This window comes from Pseudomonas lopnurensis (assembly GCF_015070855.1).
Taxonomy (GTDB): domain Bacteria; phylum Pseudomonadota; class Gammaproteobacteria; order Pseudomonadales; family Pseudomonadaceae; genus Stutzerimonas; species Stutzerimonas lopnurensis.
Window position 1 is genome coordinate 21560 of the sequence record NZ_JADDIX010000077.1, and the last position, 16166, is coordinate 37725.

The following is a 16166-nucleotide window of genomic DNA, read 5'->3' on the forward strand; positions in this document are numbered from 1 at the left end:
ATCAGCCGGCGTGGTAGTCCGCGTCGGCTTCCTCGAAGCGCTTGACGATGCTCGGCGCCGGTTCGGCGTCCAGCTTGCTCACCACGAAGATGGCGAGGCTGGCGAGGATGAAGCCGGGGATGATCTCGTACAGGCCCAGGCCGATGAATTCCTTCCACACCACCACGGTAACCGCACCGACCAGCATGCCCACCAGCGCGCCGTTGCGCGTCATGCGCTTCCACAGCAGCGAGATCAGCACCACCGGACCGAACGCCGCGCCGAAGCCGGCCCAGGCGTAGGACACCAGGCCCAGCACCTTGCTCTCCGGGTTGGAGGCGATGCCGATGGCGATCAGCGCGATCAGCAGCACCATGCCGCGGCCGACCCACACCAGCTCGGTCTGCGAGGCGTTCTTGCGCAGCATGGCCTTGTAGAAGTCCTGGGTCAGGGCGCTGGAGCTGACCAGCAGCTGGGCGCTGAGGGTGCTCATCACCGCCGCCAGCACACCGGAGAGGATGATGCCGGCCACCCACGGGTTGAACAGGATCTTCACCAGTTCCATGAACACCCGCTCGCCGTTCTGGCTCACCGCGCCCGCCTGCTCCGGGTGGTCGGCGAAGTAGGCGATGCCGAGAAAGCCCACCGCCACCGCCCCGGCCAGGGTCAGGATCATCCAGGTCATGCCGATGCGCCGGGCGTTGGGGATGGTCTTGATCGAGTCGGCGGCCATGAAGCGCACCAGGATGTGCGGCTGGCCGAAGTAGCCCAGGCCCCAGGCCAGCAGCGAGATGATGGCGACGAAGGACAGGCCACGGAACATGTCGAAGTTGGCCGGGTTCTGCGCTTCGATGGTGGCCATCACGGTGCCCATGTCGCCCAGGGCGAGGATGACGAACAGCGGCGTGATCAGCAACGCGAAGATCATCAGCGTGGCCTGCACGGTGTCGGTCCAGCTCACCGCCAGGAAGCCGCCGATGAACACGTAGAGGATGGTCGCCGCCGCGCCGACCCACAGCGCGTATTCGTACGGCATGCCGAAGGTCGACTCGAACAGCCGTGCGCCGGCCACCACGCCCGAGGCGCAGTAGATGGTGAAGAACACCAGGATCACCAGCGCGGAGAAGATCCGCAGCAGGCGGCTCTGGTCCTCGAAGCGGTGGGAGAAGTAGTCCGGCAGGGTCAGCGCGTTGTGGTTGTGCTCGGTGTGCACGCGCAGACGCCCGGCGACGAACAGCCAGTTCAGCCAGGCGCCGACGATCAGGCCGATGGCGATCCAGCTTTCCGACAGGCCGGCGACGAAGATCGCCCCGGGCAGGCCCATCAGCAGCCAGCCGCTCATGTCCGAGGCGCCGGCCGACAGCGCGGTGACGAAGCTGCCGAGGCTGCGCCCGCCGAGGATGTAGTCGGAGAAGTTCTTGGTGGCGCGGTAGGCGATGAAGCCGATCAGGATCATCGCCGCGATGTAGATCAGAAAGGTGATCAGCGTGGGTGTACTGACGCTCATTGTGTGTCCCTCGTTAGTTGTTGTTCGGCGCAACGCGAGCGGCCCCGCGCGACACCTTGGCAGAGGGCGATGGCGAAAAAGGCCATCACCTGCGACAGACCCAACCCGGGCCCGTCAGTGGCGGAAGAGCGACCGCCAACTGTCCAATTGTTGTTGTGTTCCGGCTGCCGCAGCAGCCGGGAGGTTTACGCCATTCCGTAGGGTGGATGGCCGCAGCCATCCACCAACCCGCTGCATCCGCGTGGCTGCATCCGCGTGGAAAATCGCTTCGCGAGTTTTCCACCCTACGATCTGACCCGCTCAATCGTCGCCGAGCGACAGCAGCGAAGCGTTGCCGCCCACCGCCGTGGTATTGGTCGAGGTGGTGCGCTCGTTGGTGAAGCGCAGCAGGTAGCTGGGCCCGCCGGCCTTCGGCCCGGTGCCGGACAGCCCGCAACCGCCGAAGGGCTGCACGCCGACCACGGCGCCGATCTGGTTGCGGTTGACGTAGAGATTGCCGACCCGCGAAAGCCGCTCGATGCGCGCGGCGGTTTCCTCGTTGCGGCTGTGCACCCCGAGGGTCAGGCCGTAGCCGGTGGCGTTGATCGCCGCGACGACTTTCTCCAGGTCCGCCGCGTCGTAACGCACCACGTGCAGCACCGGGCCGAAGTGTTCTTTCCTGAGTTCTTCGATGCCGCCGATCTCGAAGGCCACCGGCGCGACGAAATGGCCAGCGAGGCCCTCGGGCAGCGTGGCTTCGGCGATCAGCCGCCCTTCGCCCTTGAGCTGCTGGATGTGCGCCAGCAGCGCGTCGCGCGCCTCCTGGTCGATCACCGGGCCGATGTCGTTCTCGCGCAGGTGCGTCGGGCCGACCTTCAGTTCGGCCATGGCGCCCTTGAGCAGCTCGATCACCCGCTCGGCGATGTCGCGCTGCACGTAGAGCACGCGCAGGGCCGAGCAGCGCTGGCCGGCGCTGGTGAAGGCCGAGCCGACGGCATCCTTGATCACCTGCTCGGGTAGCGCGGTGGAGTCGACGATCATCGCGTTCTGCCCGCCGGTCTCGGCGATCAGCGTGGCGATCGGCCCTTCCTTCTCGGCGAGCTGGCGGTTGATGATGCGCGCCGTGTCCGTCGAGCCGGTAAAGCACACGCCGACCACGCGCGGATCGCGACAGAACACGCCGCCCAGGGTGGCACCGTCGCCGGGCAGGAGGGCGATCGCCTCCTTTGGCAGACCGGCGTCGAACATCAGCTCAAGCGCACGCGCAGCAATCAGGCTGGTCTGCTCGGCCGGCTTGGCCAGCACGGTATTGCCGGCGACCAGCGCCGCGCTGATCTGGCCGAGGTAGATGGCCAGCGGGAAGTTCCACGGGCTGACGCAGACGAACACGCCGCGGCCTTCATGGAACAGCTCGTTGCGCTCGCCGGTCGGGCCCTTGAGCTCCTCGCGGCCGAGTTTCAGTCGTGCCTGCTGCGCGTAGTAGCGGCAGAAATCCACGGCCTCGCGCACCTCGTCGATGCCGTCCTGCAGCGACTTGCCGGCTTCCACGGTGCACAGCGCCATCAGCTCGGCGCGGTGCTGCTCCAGCAGATCGCCCAGGCGTTCCAATATAGCGGCGCGGGTCTCCACTGGCGTGGCATTCCAGGTCGGCCAATAGGTGGCCAGGCGATCGATGGCCTGACGCGCCTGCTCGGCGCTGGCGAACTGGGCCTGGCCGACGACCTTGTTCAGGTCATAGGGGCAGCGCACCTCAGCGGGCGTCCCGCTCAGGGGCTGGCCTCCGATCACCGGCGCGGCCTGCCACTGGCGCTCGAGGAAAGATTGGTAGGCGCTGGCCAGTTCGTTCCATTGGTTCTGGATATTCATGTTGATCCCTTGGGAGTTCTTGCGATTGCCGAACAGCGCCGGCGGCAGCGGAATGCGCGGGTTGCCCAGCGCGGCGAACTGGCGCAGCTGGCTCACCGGGTGATCGATCAGCGAGTCCACCGGCACGCGCGGGTCGACCAGCTGGTGGACGAACGAGGAGTTGGCGCCGTTCTCCAGCAGGCGGCGCACCAGGTATGGCAGCAGGTCCTTGTGCGCGCCGACCGGTGCATAGATGCGCACGTTCTTGCGGTACTTCTCGATCACCGTGTCGTACAGCGCATCGCCCATGCCGTGCAGGCGCTGGAACTCGAACTCGCGCGGCTGCGCGTTTTCCTCGGCCATGGCCAGGATGCAACTGACCGTGTGCGCGTTGTGGCTGGCGAACTGCGGGTAGATCACCCCGCGGGTGTGCTCGGACAACAGGTAGCGCGCGCAGGCGAGGTACGAGGTGTCGGTGCCTTCCTTGCGGGTGAACACCGGGTAGCCGTCCAGGCCCTGCACCTGGCACTGCTTGATCTCGCTGTCCCAGTAGGCGCCCTTGACCAGGCGCAGCGGAATGCGCGCACCGAGTTCGCGACCGAGCAGGGTCAGCCACACCAGCACCGGCAGGCAGCGCTTGGAATAGGCCTGGATGACCAGGCCGAACTCGCCCCAGCCGGCGATGGCCGGGTCACGCATGAGCTTTTCGAACAGCTCCAGCGATAGCTCCAGGCGGTCGGCCTCCTCGGCATCGATGGTGATGCCGACGTCGCGCTCACGCGCCAGGATGGCCAGATCGCGGACATTGGCGAACAACTCGGTGAGCACGCGCTCGCGCTGGGCGACTTCATAACGCGGGTGCAGCGCCGACAGCTTGATCGATACCGAGGGGCGCGGTCCCTTGCCGACCTGCGGCTCGGCCCCCACGGTTTCCACGGCCTGACGGTAGTCGGCCATGTACTTGGCGGCATCCTCGGCGGTCAACGCCGCTTCGCCGAGCATGTCGAAGGAATAGCTGTAGCCCTTCTCGCGCTCGGGACGGCCGTTCTTCAGGGCTTCGGCGATGGTCCGGCCAAGCACGAACTGCTTGCCCATCAGCTTCATCGCCTGGTTCATCGCCCCGCGGATCACCGGCTCGCCGGAACGCTTGAGTAGCCGGCCGATGACGTTCTTCGGACGGCCGTCGGCGGTTTCCGGGTCGACCACCTTGCCGGTCATCACCAGCCCCCAGGCGGCGAAATTGACCAGCACGTTGTCGCTCTGGCCGAGGTGGCGCTCCCACTCGGCGGCGTTGAGCTTGTCGCGGATCAGCGCATCGGCGGTGGCCGAGTCCGGCACGCGCAGCAAGGCCTCGGCCAGGCACATCAGCATCAGCCCTTCCTGGGTGTCGAGGCTGTACTGGCGCAACAGCGCATCGAGGGTATCGACGGCGTTCTCGCGGCCGCGCACCGTCTCGATCAGGCTGCGGGCCCGCTCGCGAATGGCGCCGATCCCGGCGTCGCCGGGATCGGCCAGCTGCAGCAGTTCGGTGAGGTAGGCCGCCTCGTCGACGCTGTAATTGGCGCTGATGGCGGGAAAGAATTCTGCGGCTTTCTGGTTGGCGAAGGCGCCATCCAGCACGTGACCGGCCTTGAACATCGCGCCGCTCCTCCAGTGTGGGTGTGTTTGTAATAGCAGGCTGTTGAAAAACGTAGGCGAGGCAGCCAGCGCAAGGCAAAAACAGGCGAAAAAGCGCAGTTTACGAGCGGTAAATGAGCATTTTGAGCCTGTTTTTAACGCCGCGATGGCAACGCAGGTAGTTTTTCAACAGCCTGATAGGTCTAGCCCATCGATCCGGGCACTGGGGCATTGCCGGGCGGATCGTTGCTGAGCGGATGGCGGAATGTAGGGGCAGCGCAGCGCGACGTTCTTGCGAAAAGCTCCGGAGTTTTTGCAGAAGACTGCGAAATTCGACGACGAAAAGCACTGCGCACCAGGATGAGGCAGCCTTCAGGCACTTTGCGCTGGCGCCGCACCAGGACGGCCCGGGCTCAGCCCTCGGTGTCGCGCAGGCGCTTGGGCGTCAATCCCAGATAGCGGCGGGTCGCCGTGGTCAACGCACTCTGGCTGGAGAAGCCGCACTCCTCGGCGATGCGCACCAGCGGCAGCGGCGTCTCGCGCAGCAGGCGGGCGGCGCGATCGAGGCGGGCCTTGAGCAGGTATTGATGGGGCGTCAGGCCGACGCTGTCCTTGAATTGCGCATGGAAGTGCCCCGGACTCAGGCAGGCGACCTGCGCCAGCTCGGCGACGGTGATGCGCCGCGCCAGGTTGTCATGGATATGCGTATCGAGCCGCTCAAGATCCAGCGGGCTGGCCGGGCGCGGCAGCGACTCGCCGAACAGCCGCAGGTGCAGCGCCCGCAGCAGCACGCCGCCCAGCGCGCGGGCGAGCAGCGGATCGCTGCCATAGCGCGCGAGCTCGGCGCCGGCATAGGCGAGCAGGTTCTGAAAATCGGCATCCAGCGCCGGATAGCGCGGCGCCTCGAACAGCCGGGCGAGCAGTTGCGGATCGTCGAGGCAGGCGTCCTGCTCATCCAGGTCGATGATCAGCATGCGGTTGTCGCCCATGCCGGCGAAGCCGTGATCGGCATCGCCCGGCACCAGGCAGGCGCGCATGCGACAGACTTCGCCGCCGGAGCCCTCCACCTCGAATTCCGCGCGCCCAGCCAGCGACATCACCAACTGGTGATAATCGTGGGCATGCTGATGGGCCTGATCATCCAGGCGGAGCAGACGGGCATTGAGCATGGCGGCACTCTACCGAAGCCGGGCGCACATGCCCACCCCCGCCGCCACATCGCCGTGGGATTGAAATCATCCCACGCGCACCCATCTAAGTTGCACGTATTCGAAACGGGTGCCGCATGAACGACGACATCAACCAGGACAATCTCGACCAGGAAATCATCTCCTCCAACGGGCTCGTGCTGCCGGACCAGCAGCAACCGGACAAGCTCTACATCATCCCCATCCACAACCGGCCGTTCTTCCCGGCGCAGGTGCTGCCGGTGATCGTCAATGAAGATCCCTGGGCGGAAACCCTGGAGCGCGTGGCCAAGACGCCGCACCAGCGCGTGGCGCTGTTCTTCGTCGATTCGCCGGTGCTGGACATGGCGACCTTCGACCCGGCCAGCCTGCCGGAACACGGCACCATGGTCCGCGTGCACCACGCCTCGCAGGAAGGCGGCAAGCTGCAATTCGTCGCCCAGGGCCTGGCGCGGGTGCGTATCCGTGGCTGGCTGCGGCGCAAACCGCCGTACCTGGTGGAAGTGGACTACCCCAAGAGCGACGACGATCCGCGCGACGAGGTGAAGGCCTACGGCATGGCGCTGATCAACGCGATCAAGGAACTGCTGCCGCTCAACCCGCTGTACAGCGAGGAACTGAAGAACTACCTCAACCGCTTCAGCCCCAACGACCCGTCGCCGCTGTCCGACTTCGCCGCCGCGCTGACCACCGCGCCGGGTGCGGAACTGCAGGAGGTGTTGGACACCGTGCCGGTGCTCAAGCGCATGGAAAAGGTGCTGCCGCTGCTGCGCAAGGAAGTGGAGGTCGCCAGGCTGCAGAAGGAGCTGACCGGCGAGGTCAACCGCAAGATCGGCGAGCGCCAGCGCGAGTTTTTCCTCAAAGAGCAGCTGAAGATCATCCAGCGCGAACTGGGCATCACCAAGGACGACAAGAGCGCCGACGCCGACGAATTCCGCGCCCGCCTGGAAGGCAAGGTGGTGCCGCCGGCGGCGCAGAAACGCATCGACGAGGAATTGAACAAGCTGTCGATCCTCGAGACCGGCTCGCCGGAATACGCCGTCACCCGCAACTACCTGGACTGGGCGACCGCCCTGCCCTGGGGGATCTACGGCAAGGACAAGCTCGACCTCAAGCGCGCGCGCAAGGTGCTGGACAAGCACCATGCGGGGCTGGACGACATCAAGAACCGCATCCTCGAATTCCTCGCGGTCGGCGCCTTCAAGGGCGAGATCGCCGGCTCCATCGTGCTGCTGGTGGGCCCGCCGGGCGTGGGCAAGACCAGCATCGGCAAGTCCATCGCCGAGTCGCTGGGCCGGCCGTTCTATCGTTTCTCGGTGGGCGGCATGCGCGACGAGGCGGAAATCAAGGGCCATCGGCGCACCTACATCGGCGCCCTGCCCGGCAAGCTGGTGCAGGCACTCAAGGACGTCGAGGTGATGAACCCGGTGATCATGCTCGACGAGATCGACAAGCTCGGCGCCAGCTTCCAGGGCGATCCGGCCTCGGCGCTGCTGGAGACGCTCGATCCGGAGCAGAACGTGGAATTCCTCGACCACTACCTGGACCTGCGCCTGGACCTGTCCAAGGTGCTGTTCGTCTGCACCGCCAATACCCTGGACTCGATCCCCGGGCCGCTGCTCGACCGCATGGAGGTGATCCGCCTGTCCGGCTACATCGCCGAGGAGAAGCTGGCCATCGCCAAGCGCCACCTCTGGCCCAAGCTGTTGAACAAGACCGGCGTGCCCAGGCAGCGCCTGAGCATCAGCGACGGCGCACTGAAAGCCGTGACCGAAGGCTATGCCCGCGAGGCCGGCGTGCGGCAGCTGGAGAAGCAGCTCGGCAAGCTGGTGCGCAAGGCGGTGGTCAAGCTGCTGGAAGACCCGTCGATCAGCCTGAAGATCACCCCGAAGGATCTGGAAAGCTACCTGGGCAAACCGGTGTTCCGTAGCGAGCAGGTGCTCTCCGGCGTCGGCGTGATCACGGGGCTGGCCTGGACCAGCATGGGCGGCGCCACCCTGCCGATCGAGGCGACGCGCATCCATACCCACAACCGCGGCTTCAAGCTCACCGGCCAGCTCGGCGACGTGATGAAGGAGTCGGCGGAGATCGCCTACAGCTACGTCAGTTCGCACCTGAAGGACTTCAAGGGCGACCCGGAATTCTTCGACGAGGCCTTCGTGCACCTGCACGTACCGGAGGGCGCGACGCCCAAGGACGGCCCCAGCGCCGGCATCACCATGGCCAGCGCGCTGCTGTCGCTGGCGCGCAACCAGCCGCCGAAGAAGGGCGTGGCGATGACCGGCGAGCTGACCCTCACCGGCCATGTGCTGCCGATCGGCGGCGTGCGCGAGAAGGTGATCGCCGCACGTCGGCAGAAAATCTTCGAGCTGATCCTGCCGGAAGCCAACCGCGGCGATTTCGAGGAGCTGCCGGACTACCTGAAGGAAGGCCTGACGGTGCATTTCGCCAAGCGCTTCGCCGATGTGGCCAAGGTGCTGTTCTGAGGGGATGACGGCAGGCCTTGCGGCCTGCATTGCCGCGAGGGCGCGGCTCCTGTCGTAGGGCGGGTTACAACCCGCCCTACATTCCACATCGCCGCAAGCCCTTGGGCCTGCGCCCCAATGGCAGCTATCCTTGCCCACTCCCAACCTGACCGGTGTCGATCATGCCTTTCGTCATCTCCCGTCTGTTGCTGCCCGCCACCTTCCTGCTGCTCGCGGCCTGCGCCGGCAAGAGTCAGGCGCCGTCGAGCGTGGTGCTCAGCGACGATCGCCGCTGCCCACAGGCGCTGCAGAGCGGCCAGCAACTGATCGTCAGCCTGCCGAGCAATCCCGCCACGGGCTATCGCTGGACCCTGCGCGAGGCCTCCGCCGAGCAATTGCGCAGCCTCGGCCCCGAGGTGTTCAGCAATCCGAAGGACGACATGATCGGCGGCGATGGCCTCTCCACCTGGCGTTTCGAGGCCCATGCGCCCGGCAGCGGCCGGCTCTACCTGACCTACCAGCGCCCCTGGGAGCCCGATGCCGAGCCGGCCGGCCTGTTCGACTGTCGGATCGAGGTGCATTGAGCCCCGACGGAGTCCGCGCCCGGACATGCTTTCGGCTACAATGCCGCCCCGTTTTTCACACATGCCGCCCGACACCGTGAGTCACGATCCCGATCGCCTGTTCGCCCAGCCCCTCGCCCGTATCCAGGACTTCGTGTTCAACGAGGACGTGGTGCGGGTGTTCCCTGACATGATCAAGCGCTCGGTACCGGGCTACCCGGCCATCGTCGAGAACCTCGGGGTGATCGCCGCGCAGTTCGCCCAGCCGGACACCCGCCTGTACGATCTGGGCTGCTCGCTGGGCGCGGTGACCCAGGCGCTGCGCCGCCATGTGAAGGTCGACAACTGCCGGGTCGTCGCCGTGGACAATTCCAGCGCGATGGTCGAGCGCTGCCGCGAGTACCTGCACGCGCAGGACTCGATGTTCCAGGAGTTGCTGCCGGTGGAGGTGATCGAAGACGATATCCTTGCTCTGGCATTCCAACCCGCCTCGCTGGTGGCGCTGAACTTCACCCTGCAGTTCATCGCCCCCGAGCAACGCCCGGCGCTGCTCGGCCGCATCCGCCAGGCCCTGGTCCCCGGCGGTGCGCTGATCCTCTCGGAAAAGCTGCGCTTCGAGGACGACGACGAGCAACAGTTGCTGACCGACCTGCACATCGCCTTCAAGCGCGCCAATGGTTACAGCGAACTGGAAATCGCCCAGAAACGCAGCGCCATCGAAAACGTGATGAAGCCCGACAGCCTGGAAACCCACCGCCAGCGCCTGCTGGACGCCGGCTTCAGCAAGGTCGTGCCCTGGTTCCAGTGCCTGAATTTCGCCTCGCTGATCGCCCTGCCATGAATCTCGACCTGACGCCCCTCGCCTGGCGCCTGGCCGGCACGCCCCTGGCCACCTGGGCCAACGATGTACAACGGCAACTGGACGCCAAGCTGGAAATCGGCCATGGCGACCTGCCGCGCTGGCGCCGTGCCGTCGACGCGCTGCCGGAGCTGCTGCCGAGCGCCGTGGAACTGCGCGAGGGTTTTCGCCTGGATGCCACCTGCGACGACGCCACCCGCCTGGCCACCCGCGATGCACTGATGGGCCTGTCGCCGTGGCGCAAGGGCCCGTTCGAGGTGTTCGGCGTACACGTGGACACCGAATGGCGCTCGGACTGGAAATGGGCCCGCGTCGCGCCGCACCTGGATCTCGCCGGCAAGCGCATCCTCGATGTCGGCTGCGGCAACGGCTACTACATGTGGCGCATGCTCGGCGCCGGTGCCGACAGCGTGGTCGGTGTCGACCCCAACTGGCTGTTCTTCTGCCAGTTCCACGCGATGAAGCGCTACCTGCCCGAACTGCCGGCCTGGCACCTGCCCTTCGCCCTGGAAGAGCTGCCGCCGAAACTGGAAGGCTTCGAGACGGTGTTTTCCATGGGCGTGCTCTACCACCGCCGCTCGCCCATCGACCACCTGCTCGACCTCAAGGACTGCCTGGTCCGCGGCGGCGAACTGGTGCTGGAAACCCTGGTGATCGAAGGCGACGAGAACACCGCGCTGCTGCCCGAAGACCGCTATGCGCAAATGCGCAACGTCTGGTTCCTGCCCTCGGTAGCGGCGCTGGAGCGCTGGCTGCGACGCGCCGGTTTCGTCGACGTGCGCTGCGTGGACGTCAGTGTCACCCGTGTCGAGGAACAGCGCAGCACCGAATGGATGCGCTACCAGTCGCTGCCGGACTTCCTCGACCCCGAGGATCATGGCAAGACCGCCGAAGGGCTGCCGGCGCCGATGCGCGCCGTGCTGCTGGCGCGCAAGCCCTGACGCGACGCTTGTTTCGCTCCCGCGGAGCGCCTCAACGGCCGGCACTGGCCGCGCAACGTTTCTGCCGCGCCAGGCGCTGCTGCGCCGCCATCACCCGCAGCGGCCGCTCGGTCTTTGCAATCAGCTGCGGCCGAGTCAGGTCACGTGCCGCCAACTGACGATCGTCCAGCGTCGACAACTGTCGATACAGGCGCCGCAGACACCAGGCGCGGTACCAGTCCTGCAGGCTGTACTGCAGTTCCAGCGGCCACATGGCGGGCAGGTAGACGTCGGGCATCCGCGGCTCCGCCTCTCGTCCTGTCCCGCTTCTACGATGTGCAACAGGCATGCTCACCTCCGCTTCGTTCGGCATGGCGGCAAGCCACCGGCTGTGGCTGCCATCCGTCACGAACAGGATGAGGGGGCTTGGATCGTTCAAACAAACGACTAATATAAAAACCTGCGTTCAGAAATATTGAAGCCAAGCCATGTCACAGCCTGCAGAACAACTCCCTACCGCGATGCCGTTGCTGGAAAGCGACGTGTTGCGAACGTTCGTCGCCATCGCCGAAAGCGGCAGCTTCACCCGCGCCGCGGGACAGGTCTATCGCACCACGTCGGCGGTCAGCATGCAGATCAAGCGCCTGGAAGAAACCCTGGGGCGCCCGTTGTTCGTTCGCGAAGCACGACAGGTGCGCCTCACGCCGGCCGGCGAGACCCTGCTGGGCTATGCGCGACGCCTGCTCAGGCTCAACGACGAGGCGGTCGCGCACTTCCTGCAACCGGCGTTGCAGGGACGCGTGCGCTTCGGCACGCCGGGCGATATCGGCACTCGCATCCTGCCCGGCCTGCTGGCGCTGTTCGCCCGCAGCCATCCGGCGGTGGACGTGGACGTCTCGGTCGGGCGCAGCGTCGAGATGATCGAGCGTATCGACGCGGGCGAGCTGGACCTGGCACTGGTCAGTGTCGGCAACCTGGGGCAGGACGACTCGCGGGGGGAAGCCATCCATAGCGAGCCGCTGGTCTGGGCCGGCCGCACCGGCGGCGTCGCCGCGTTGCGCTCGCCGCTACCGCTGGCGCTGGCCAGCCCCGACTGCGCCTGGCGGCGACAGGCCCTGGATGCCCTCGATCGCGTCGGTCGCACCTATCGCATCGCCTATTCCAGCGAGCAGGCCGCCGGTCAGGAAGCGGCGATGATCGCCGACCTGGCGATCGCGCCCTACCCGCTGAGCCTGCTCCGAGCGCCCTTGCAGCACCTGGACGGCCAGTTCGGCTTGCCCGAACTGGGCGAATATCGGATCAAGCTGCTGCGTGGCAGCAACCGCAGCGAACCGGTCGAGGTACTCGCCGAGCACGTAATCGCGGCCTTCGCCGAATACCGCCGCGGCTGGCCCGGCGGCAACCGGTAACGATCGGGAGGGGAACCGCATGGCACGCTGGATGTTCGTCACCGGGGCGGTTCTGCTCCTGCTCGGCGTCGCCTGGCACTATTTCCCCTGGCTGCTGAACTGGTTCGGTCGTCTACCCGGCGACATCCGCATCGAGTCGGGGCGCAGCAAGGTATTCGTCCCGATCACGTCGATGATCCTGATCAGCATTCTGCTGACGGTGCTGATCAATCTCTTTCGCCGCTGAAGGCTTTCGTAGGGTGGAAAACGAGCGAAGCTCTTTTCCACCAAGCAACGGCCAAAGGTGGAAAACGCGTTGCGATTTTCCACCCTACGCCGGCTTCCTCAGCCCCGCGCCGCTGCGGTGACGATCAGTTGCTTCATTTCCTTGACGGCCTGCTTGAAGCCGACGAACAGCGCATGGGCGACGATGGCGTGGCCGATGTTCAGCTCGTTGACGCCGCGGATCGCGGCAATGGCCTCGGTGTTGTGATAGTGCAGGCCGTGGCCGGCATTGACGACCAGCCCATGGCTCAGCCCCGCCTCCACGCCGTCGCGGATGCGCGCCAGTTCGCAGGCCCGCTCGGCGACGCCGTGCGCATCGGCGTAGCGCCCGGTATGCAGTTCGATGGCCGGCGCACCGATGCGGGCCGCCGCCTCGATCTGCCGCGGATCGGCATCAATGAACAGCGAGACCTCGGCGCCACAGGCCGCCAGCCGCTCCACCGCAGCGCGGATGCGCGCTTCCTGGCCGGCCACATCGAGACCGCCCTCGGTGGTCAGTTCCTGGCGGGTTTCCGGCACCAGGCAGACGTGCTCCGGGCGCAGCCGTTCGGCGAAGGCGAGCATCGCCTCGGTGACGCCCATCTCGAAGTTCATTCGCGTCTGCAGGGCGTCCTTCATCATCAGCACGTCGCGCTCCTGGATGTGCCGACGATCTTCGCGCAGGTGCACGGTGATGCCGTCGGCACCGGCTTCCTCGGCATCCAGCGCGGCCTTGACCGGGTCCGGGTAGCGCGTGCCACGGGCCTGGCGCAGGGTGGCGACATGGTCGACGTTGACGCCGAGCAGGATTCGATTGGCTTCAGTCACGCGGGGCCTCCTTCAGGTTCATGAACAGTTCGCGGCTGACCAGCGGTCGGCCGCCCAGATGAGGTGCCAGGGCCTGGCGCATCAGCCGCTTGGCCGCCGCCAGGGCGCCGGGCGTCTGCCAATCGGCCTCGGCCATCGCCAGGAGTTCCGCACCATTGAACAGCCCGGGCTGGAACAGCTCGACCGCTTCCAGCCCGGCGTCGGGCAGCAGCCGATAAAGCCGCTCGGGCTCGACCGGCTGCCCGCCGATGTCGGTGCTCAAGGAAAAACCATAACCCAGCTCGCTCAGCAATCGCCATTCGAAGGCCCGCAGCAGCGGCTCCAGCGGGCGGTGCGCCGCCAGCGCCGGCAGCGTCGCGACATAGTGATCGAACAAGGCGGGGTGGGCGTCCTCGGCGGGCAGGAGGCGAATCAGCAACTCGTTGAGGTACAACCCGCTGAACAGCGCCTGGCCATCCAGCCAATGCGAAGGTCCGGCGCCTTCGAGGCGGGCGACGGTCTTGAGCTCCGACTTGCCGCGCAGCTCCACTTCCAGCGAAACGAAGGGTCGGATCAGGCTGCCGGCCTTGCCACGCGCCGCGCGCATGACGGCGCGCAACCGCCCCTGCGGGGTGAACAGGTCGACCAGCGCACTGCTTTCCTTATAGGGGCGGCTATGCAGAACGTAAGCGCCGAGCTCCAAGCGACAAGCCTCAAGAAGACTTGCAGCTTGCGGCCTGCGGCTTGCGGCTCATTACTGATAGCCCAGCGAATGCAGCGCGCGCTCGTCGTCGGACCAGCCGCCCTTGACCTTGACCCAGAGGTTGAGCATGACCTTGGAGTCGAACAGCACCTCCATGTCCTTGCGCGCTTCCTGGCCGATGCGCTTGATGCGCTCGCCCTTGTCGCCGATGATGATTTTCTTCTGGCCGTCGCGCTCGACCAGGATCAGCGCATGGATGTGCAGCACGCGGCCTTCCTGCTTGAAGTCCTCGATCTCCACGGTGATCTGGTACGGCACTTCCGCGCCGAGCTGGCGCATGATCTTCTCGCGCACCAGTTCGGCGGCGAGGAAGCGGCTGCTGCGGTCGGTGATCTGGTCTTCGGGAAAGAAATGCTCGCCTTCGGGCAGGCGCTCGGCCACCAGATTTTCCAGCGTCTCGAGGTTCTGCCCATGCTGGGCGGAAATCGGCACGATCTCGGCATTCGGCAGTTGCTCGGCCAGCCAGCGCAGATGCGGCAGCAGCTCGGCCTTGTCCTCGATGCGATCGGTCTTGTTCACCGCGACGATCAGCGGGCCCTGGACGTATTGCACGCGCTCGAGCACCGCCTGGTCCTCGTCGGTCCAGCGGGTGCGGTCGACGACGAAGATCACCACGTCGACGTCCTTCAGCGCCGAGGCGGCGGTACGGTTCATGTAACGGTTGAGCGCCGTCTCGCCATTCTTGTGCAGCCCCGGGGTGTCGACGTAGACCGCCTGCACATTGCCTTCGGTCTTGATGCCGAGCATGTTGTGGCGGGTGGTCTGTGGCTTGCGCGAGGTGATCGCCAGCTTCTGCCCGAGGATGTGGTTGAGCAGCGTCGACTTGCCGACGTTGGGCCGACCGACGATAGCGACGTAGCCACAGCGGCTGATGTCCTCTTGCTGTGCGTGCTCGTCAGTCATTTCCGTTCTCCACGCCCAGGGCGATCAATGCGGCCGCCGCGGCAACCTGTTCGGCAATGCGGCGGCTGGCGCCCTGCCCGTGCGTTTTCTCGTTCAGCAGCGCTACCTGGCATTCGACGAAGAATGTCCGGCAGTGCGGCTCGCCCTGGATGTCCACCACTTCGTAGCGCGGCAGCTCGCAGGCCCGCGATTGCAGGAATTCCTGCAGGCGGGTCTTGGGGTCCTTGTTGGTGTCGACCAGGGTCAGGCCCTGCAGTTCGTTGGCCAGCCAGGCGAGCACGCGGTCGCGCGCGGTTTCCATGCCGGCATCGAGGTAGATGGCGCCGATCAGCGCCTCGAGGGAGTCGGCGAGAATGGATTCACGGCGGAAGCCGCCGCTCTTGAGCTCCCCTGAGCCCAGCCGCAGATGCTCGCCGAGCTCGAAACCACGCGCCAGCACCGCCAGCGTCTCGCCCTTCACCAGCCGTGCGCGCAGACGCGACAGCTGCCCCTCGCGGGCCTGGGGAAAGTGGTTGAACAGCGCCTCGCCAGCGACGAAATTGAGGATCGCGTCGCCGAGAAACTCCAAACGCTCGTTGTTGCGTCCGGCATAGCTGCGATGGGTCAGGGCCAGCAGCATCAGCTCCTGGTCCTTGAATTGGTAACCGAGCCTGCGCTCGAGTCGGGCTAACGAAGTGCTCACGGCATCCTTAGGCGATATTCTTTATCGAAGTTCGCCACCAGATCGAGATTGCGGATCAGCGGCTCGCGTTTTTCGTATTTCAGGTGGGCTCTGAATTCATTGTTCTGGACTTCGATCTTCAGCGCTTTCTTGAGATCGATATCCTGGATGCCGTTGACCTGCATCCCCTTGCTGACATGACTATAGAACTCTCCCACGCTGCGAATCTCCAGCGTTTCGTCGGTTTCCACGGACTTGATGATCTTGTCCATGGACATGTAGTCGAAGTAATGCGGGAACATCTTGAATCCGGTACTGGCAAAGAACGCCACGATTGCCAGCACCAGGACCCAGCTCAGCATGGACAGCCCTTTTTGCGAACGCGCAAAACTCATGTCGACCTCTATGTCGTTACGATACCCACCGATCGGGGCAGACCCAATATAGCGAGCCCGCCCG

The 16166-nt window shown here is 65.9% G+C and carries 15 protein-coding genes; 6 read left to right on the forward strand and 9 right to left on the reverse strand.

The features are described 5' to 3' along the window. Window position 1 precedes the first annotated feature (1 nt). From putP to IN820_RS15235, 3 genes are all read right to left on the reverse strand, one after another. On the reverse strand, window positions 2-1486 hold the full coding sequence (gene putP, locus IN820_RS15225; RefSeq protein ID WP_193681772.1) for a sodium/proline symporter PutP: 1485 nt from the start codon (window positions 1484-1486) through the stop codon (window positions 2-4). A 300-nt stretch (window positions 1487-1786) separates the two neighbouring features. Then, window positions 1787-4948: a bifunctional proline dehydrogenase/L-glutamate gamma-semialdehyde dehydrogenase PutA gene (gene putA / locus IN820_RS15230; RefSeq protein ID WP_193681773.1), complete on the reverse strand. Its 3162-nt coding sequence runs from the start codon at window positions 4946-4948 to the stop codon at window positions 1787-1789. Between the two features lie 392 nt (window positions 4949-5340). Continuing rightward, a complete protein-coding gene (locus IN820_RS15235; RefSeq protein WP_193681774.1) occupies window positions 5341-6096 on the reverse strand; it encodes an AraC family transcriptional regulator in 756 nt (251 codons plus the stop codon). A gap of 116 nt (window positions 6097-6212) precedes the next feature. Between IN820_RS15235 and lon the strand changes: the two genes are divergently transcribed. The 4 genes from lon to cmoB all read left to right on the forward strand — a co-directional run bounded on the left by lon (window position 6213) and on the right by cmoB (window position 10942). Then, a complete protein-coding gene (gene lon, locus IN820_RS15240; RefSeq protein WP_193681775.1) occupies window positions 6213-8600 on the forward strand; it encodes an endopeptidase La in 2388 nt (795 codons plus the stop codon). A gap of 161 nt (window positions 8601-8761) precedes the next feature. Continuing rightward, entirely contained in the window at window positions 8762-9163 is a 402-nt protein-coding gene (locus IN820_RS15245; protein WP_193681776.1) for a protease inhibitor I42 family protein, read from the forward strand. Between the two features lie 61 nt (window positions 9164-9224). Beyond that, a complete protein-coding gene (gene cmoA, locus IN820_RS15250; RefSeq protein ID WP_193681777.1) occupies window positions 9225-9983 on the forward strand; it encodes a carboxy-S-adenosyl-L-methionine synthase CmoA in 759 nt (252 codons plus the stop codon). Beyond that, complete coding sequence (gene cmoB, locus IN820_RS15255) at window positions 9980-10942, forward strand: tRNA 5-methoxyuridine(34)/uridine 5-oxyacetic acid(34) synthase CmoB (protein ID WP_193681778.1); 963 nt, start codon at window positions 9980-9982, stop codon at window positions 10940-10942. Before cmoA ends, cmoB begins: the two co-directional genes overlap by 4 nt. 31 nt (window positions 10943-10973) lie before the next feature. On the opposite strand, the gene IN820_RS15260 is transcribed toward cmoB, so the two are convergent. Beyond that, window positions 10974-11219 (reverse strand): hypothetical protein, encoded by a 246-nt coding sequence (locus tag IN820_RS15260; protein ID WP_235989175.1) that lies wholly within the window; start codon window positions 11217-11219, stop codon window positions 10974-10976. A gap of 190 nt (window positions 11220-11409) precedes the next feature. Here IN820_RS15260 and IN820_RS15265 point away from each other — a divergent pair, with 190 nt between their 5' ends. Both IN820_RS15265 and IN820_RS15270 read left to right on the forward strand, forming a co-directional pair. Further along, on the forward strand, window positions 11410-12330 hold the full coding sequence (locus IN820_RS15265) for a LysR family transcriptional regulator (protein ID WP_193681779.1): 921 nt from the start codon (window positions 11410-11412) through the stop codon (window positions 12328-12330). 19 nt (window positions 12331-12349) lie between these two features. After that, entirely contained in the window at window positions 12350-12556 is a 207-nt protein-coding gene (locus tag IN820_RS15270; RefSeq protein ID WP_193681780.1) for a DUF2905 domain-containing protein, read from the forward strand. Between the two features lie 98 nt (window positions 12557-12654). Here IN820_RS15270 and pdxJ read toward each other — a convergent pair whose 3' ends face one another. Genes pdxJ through IN820_RS15295 form a run of 5 tightly spaced genes read right to left on the reverse strand, consistent with a single transcriptional unit; the run spans window position 12655 to window position 16102 of the window. Then, complete coding sequence (gene pdxJ / locus IN820_RS15275) at window positions 12655-13401, reverse strand: pyridoxine 5'-phosphate synthase (RefSeq protein ID WP_193681781.1); 747 nt, start codon at window positions 13399-13401, stop codon at window positions 12655-12657. Further along, window positions 13394-14083, reverse strand: a complete 690-nt coding sequence (recO, locus tag IN820_RS15280) for a DNA repair protein RecO (protein WP_193681782.1) — start codon at window positions 14081-14083, stop codon at window positions 13394-13396. The genes pdxJ and recO overlap by 8 nt, the downstream gene beginning before the upstream one ends. 51 nt (window positions 14084-14134) lie before the next feature. Further along, window positions 14135-15046, reverse strand: coding sequence for a GTPase Era (gene era / locus IN820_RS15285; RefSeq protein WP_193681783.1), 912 nt, complete (start codon window positions 15044-15046; stop codon window positions 14135-14137). Beyond that, a complete protein-coding gene (gene rnc / locus IN820_RS15290; RefSeq protein WP_193681784.1) occupies window positions 15039-15728 on the reverse strand; it encodes a ribonuclease III in 690 nt (229 codons plus the stop codon). Before rnc ends, era begins: the two co-directional genes overlap by 8 nt. After that, window positions 15725-16102: a DUF4845 domain-containing protein gene (locus IN820_RS15295; RefSeq protein WP_193681785.1), complete on the reverse strand. Its 378-nt coding sequence runs from the start codon at window positions 16100-16102 to the stop codon at window positions 15725-15727. Before IN820_RS15295 ends, rnc begins: the two co-directional genes overlap by 4 nt. Window positions 16103-16166 lie beyond the last annotated feature (64 nt).

What these genes read in the sequence shown, in the direction of transcription:
- IN820_RS15260 (WP_235989175.1), bottom strand. Translation starts at nt 11,219, where the DNA reads ATGCCCGACGTCTACCTGCCCGCCATGTGGCCGCTGGAACTGCAGTAC.
- cmoB (WP_193681778.1), top strand. Translation starts at nt 9,980, where the DNA reads ATGAATCTCGACCTGACGCCCCTCGCCTGGCGCCTGGCCGGCACGCCC.
- cmoA (WP_193681777.1), top strand. Translation starts at nt 9,225, where the DNA reads ATGCCGCCCGACACCGTGAGTCACGATCCCGATCGCCTGTTCGCCCAG.
- putP (WP_193681772.1), bottom strand. Translation starts at nt 1,486, where the DNA reads ATGAGCGTCAGTACACCCACGCTGATCACCTTTCTGATCTACATCGCG.
- putA (WP_193681773.1), bottom strand. Translation starts at nt 4,948, where the DNA reads ATGTTCAAGGCCGGTCACGTGCTGGATGGCGCCTTCGCCAACCAGAAA.
- IN820_RS15265 (WP_193681779.1), top strand. Translation starts at nt 11,410, where the DNA reads ATGTCACAGCCTGCAGAACAACTCCCTACCGCGATGCCGTTGCTGGAA.
- era (WP_193681783.1), bottom strand. Translation starts at nt 15,046, where the DNA reads ATGACTGACGAGCACGCACAGCAAGAGGACATCAGCCGCTGTGGCTAC.
- IN820_RS15235 (WP_193681774.1), bottom strand. Translation starts at nt 6,096, where the DNA reads ATGCTCAATGCCCGTCTGCTCCGCCTGGATGATCAGGCCCATCAGCAT.
- IN820_RS15270 (WP_193681780.1), top strand. Translation starts at nt 12,350, where the DNA reads ATGGCACGCTGGATGTTCGTCACCGGGGCGGTTCTGCTCCTGCTCGGC.
- IN820_RS15295 (WP_193681785.1), bottom strand. Translation starts at nt 16,102, where the DNA reads ATGAGTTTTGCGCGTTCGCAAAAAGGGCTGTCCATGCTGAGCTGGGTC.
- IN820_RS15245 (WP_193681776.1), top strand. Translation starts at nt 8,762, where the DNA reads ATGCCTTTCGTCATCTCCCGTCTGTTGCTGCCCGCCACCTTCCTGCTG.
- lon (WP_193681775.1), top strand. Translation starts at nt 6,213, where the DNA reads ATGAACGACGACATCAACCAGGACAATCTCGACCAGGAAATCATCTCC.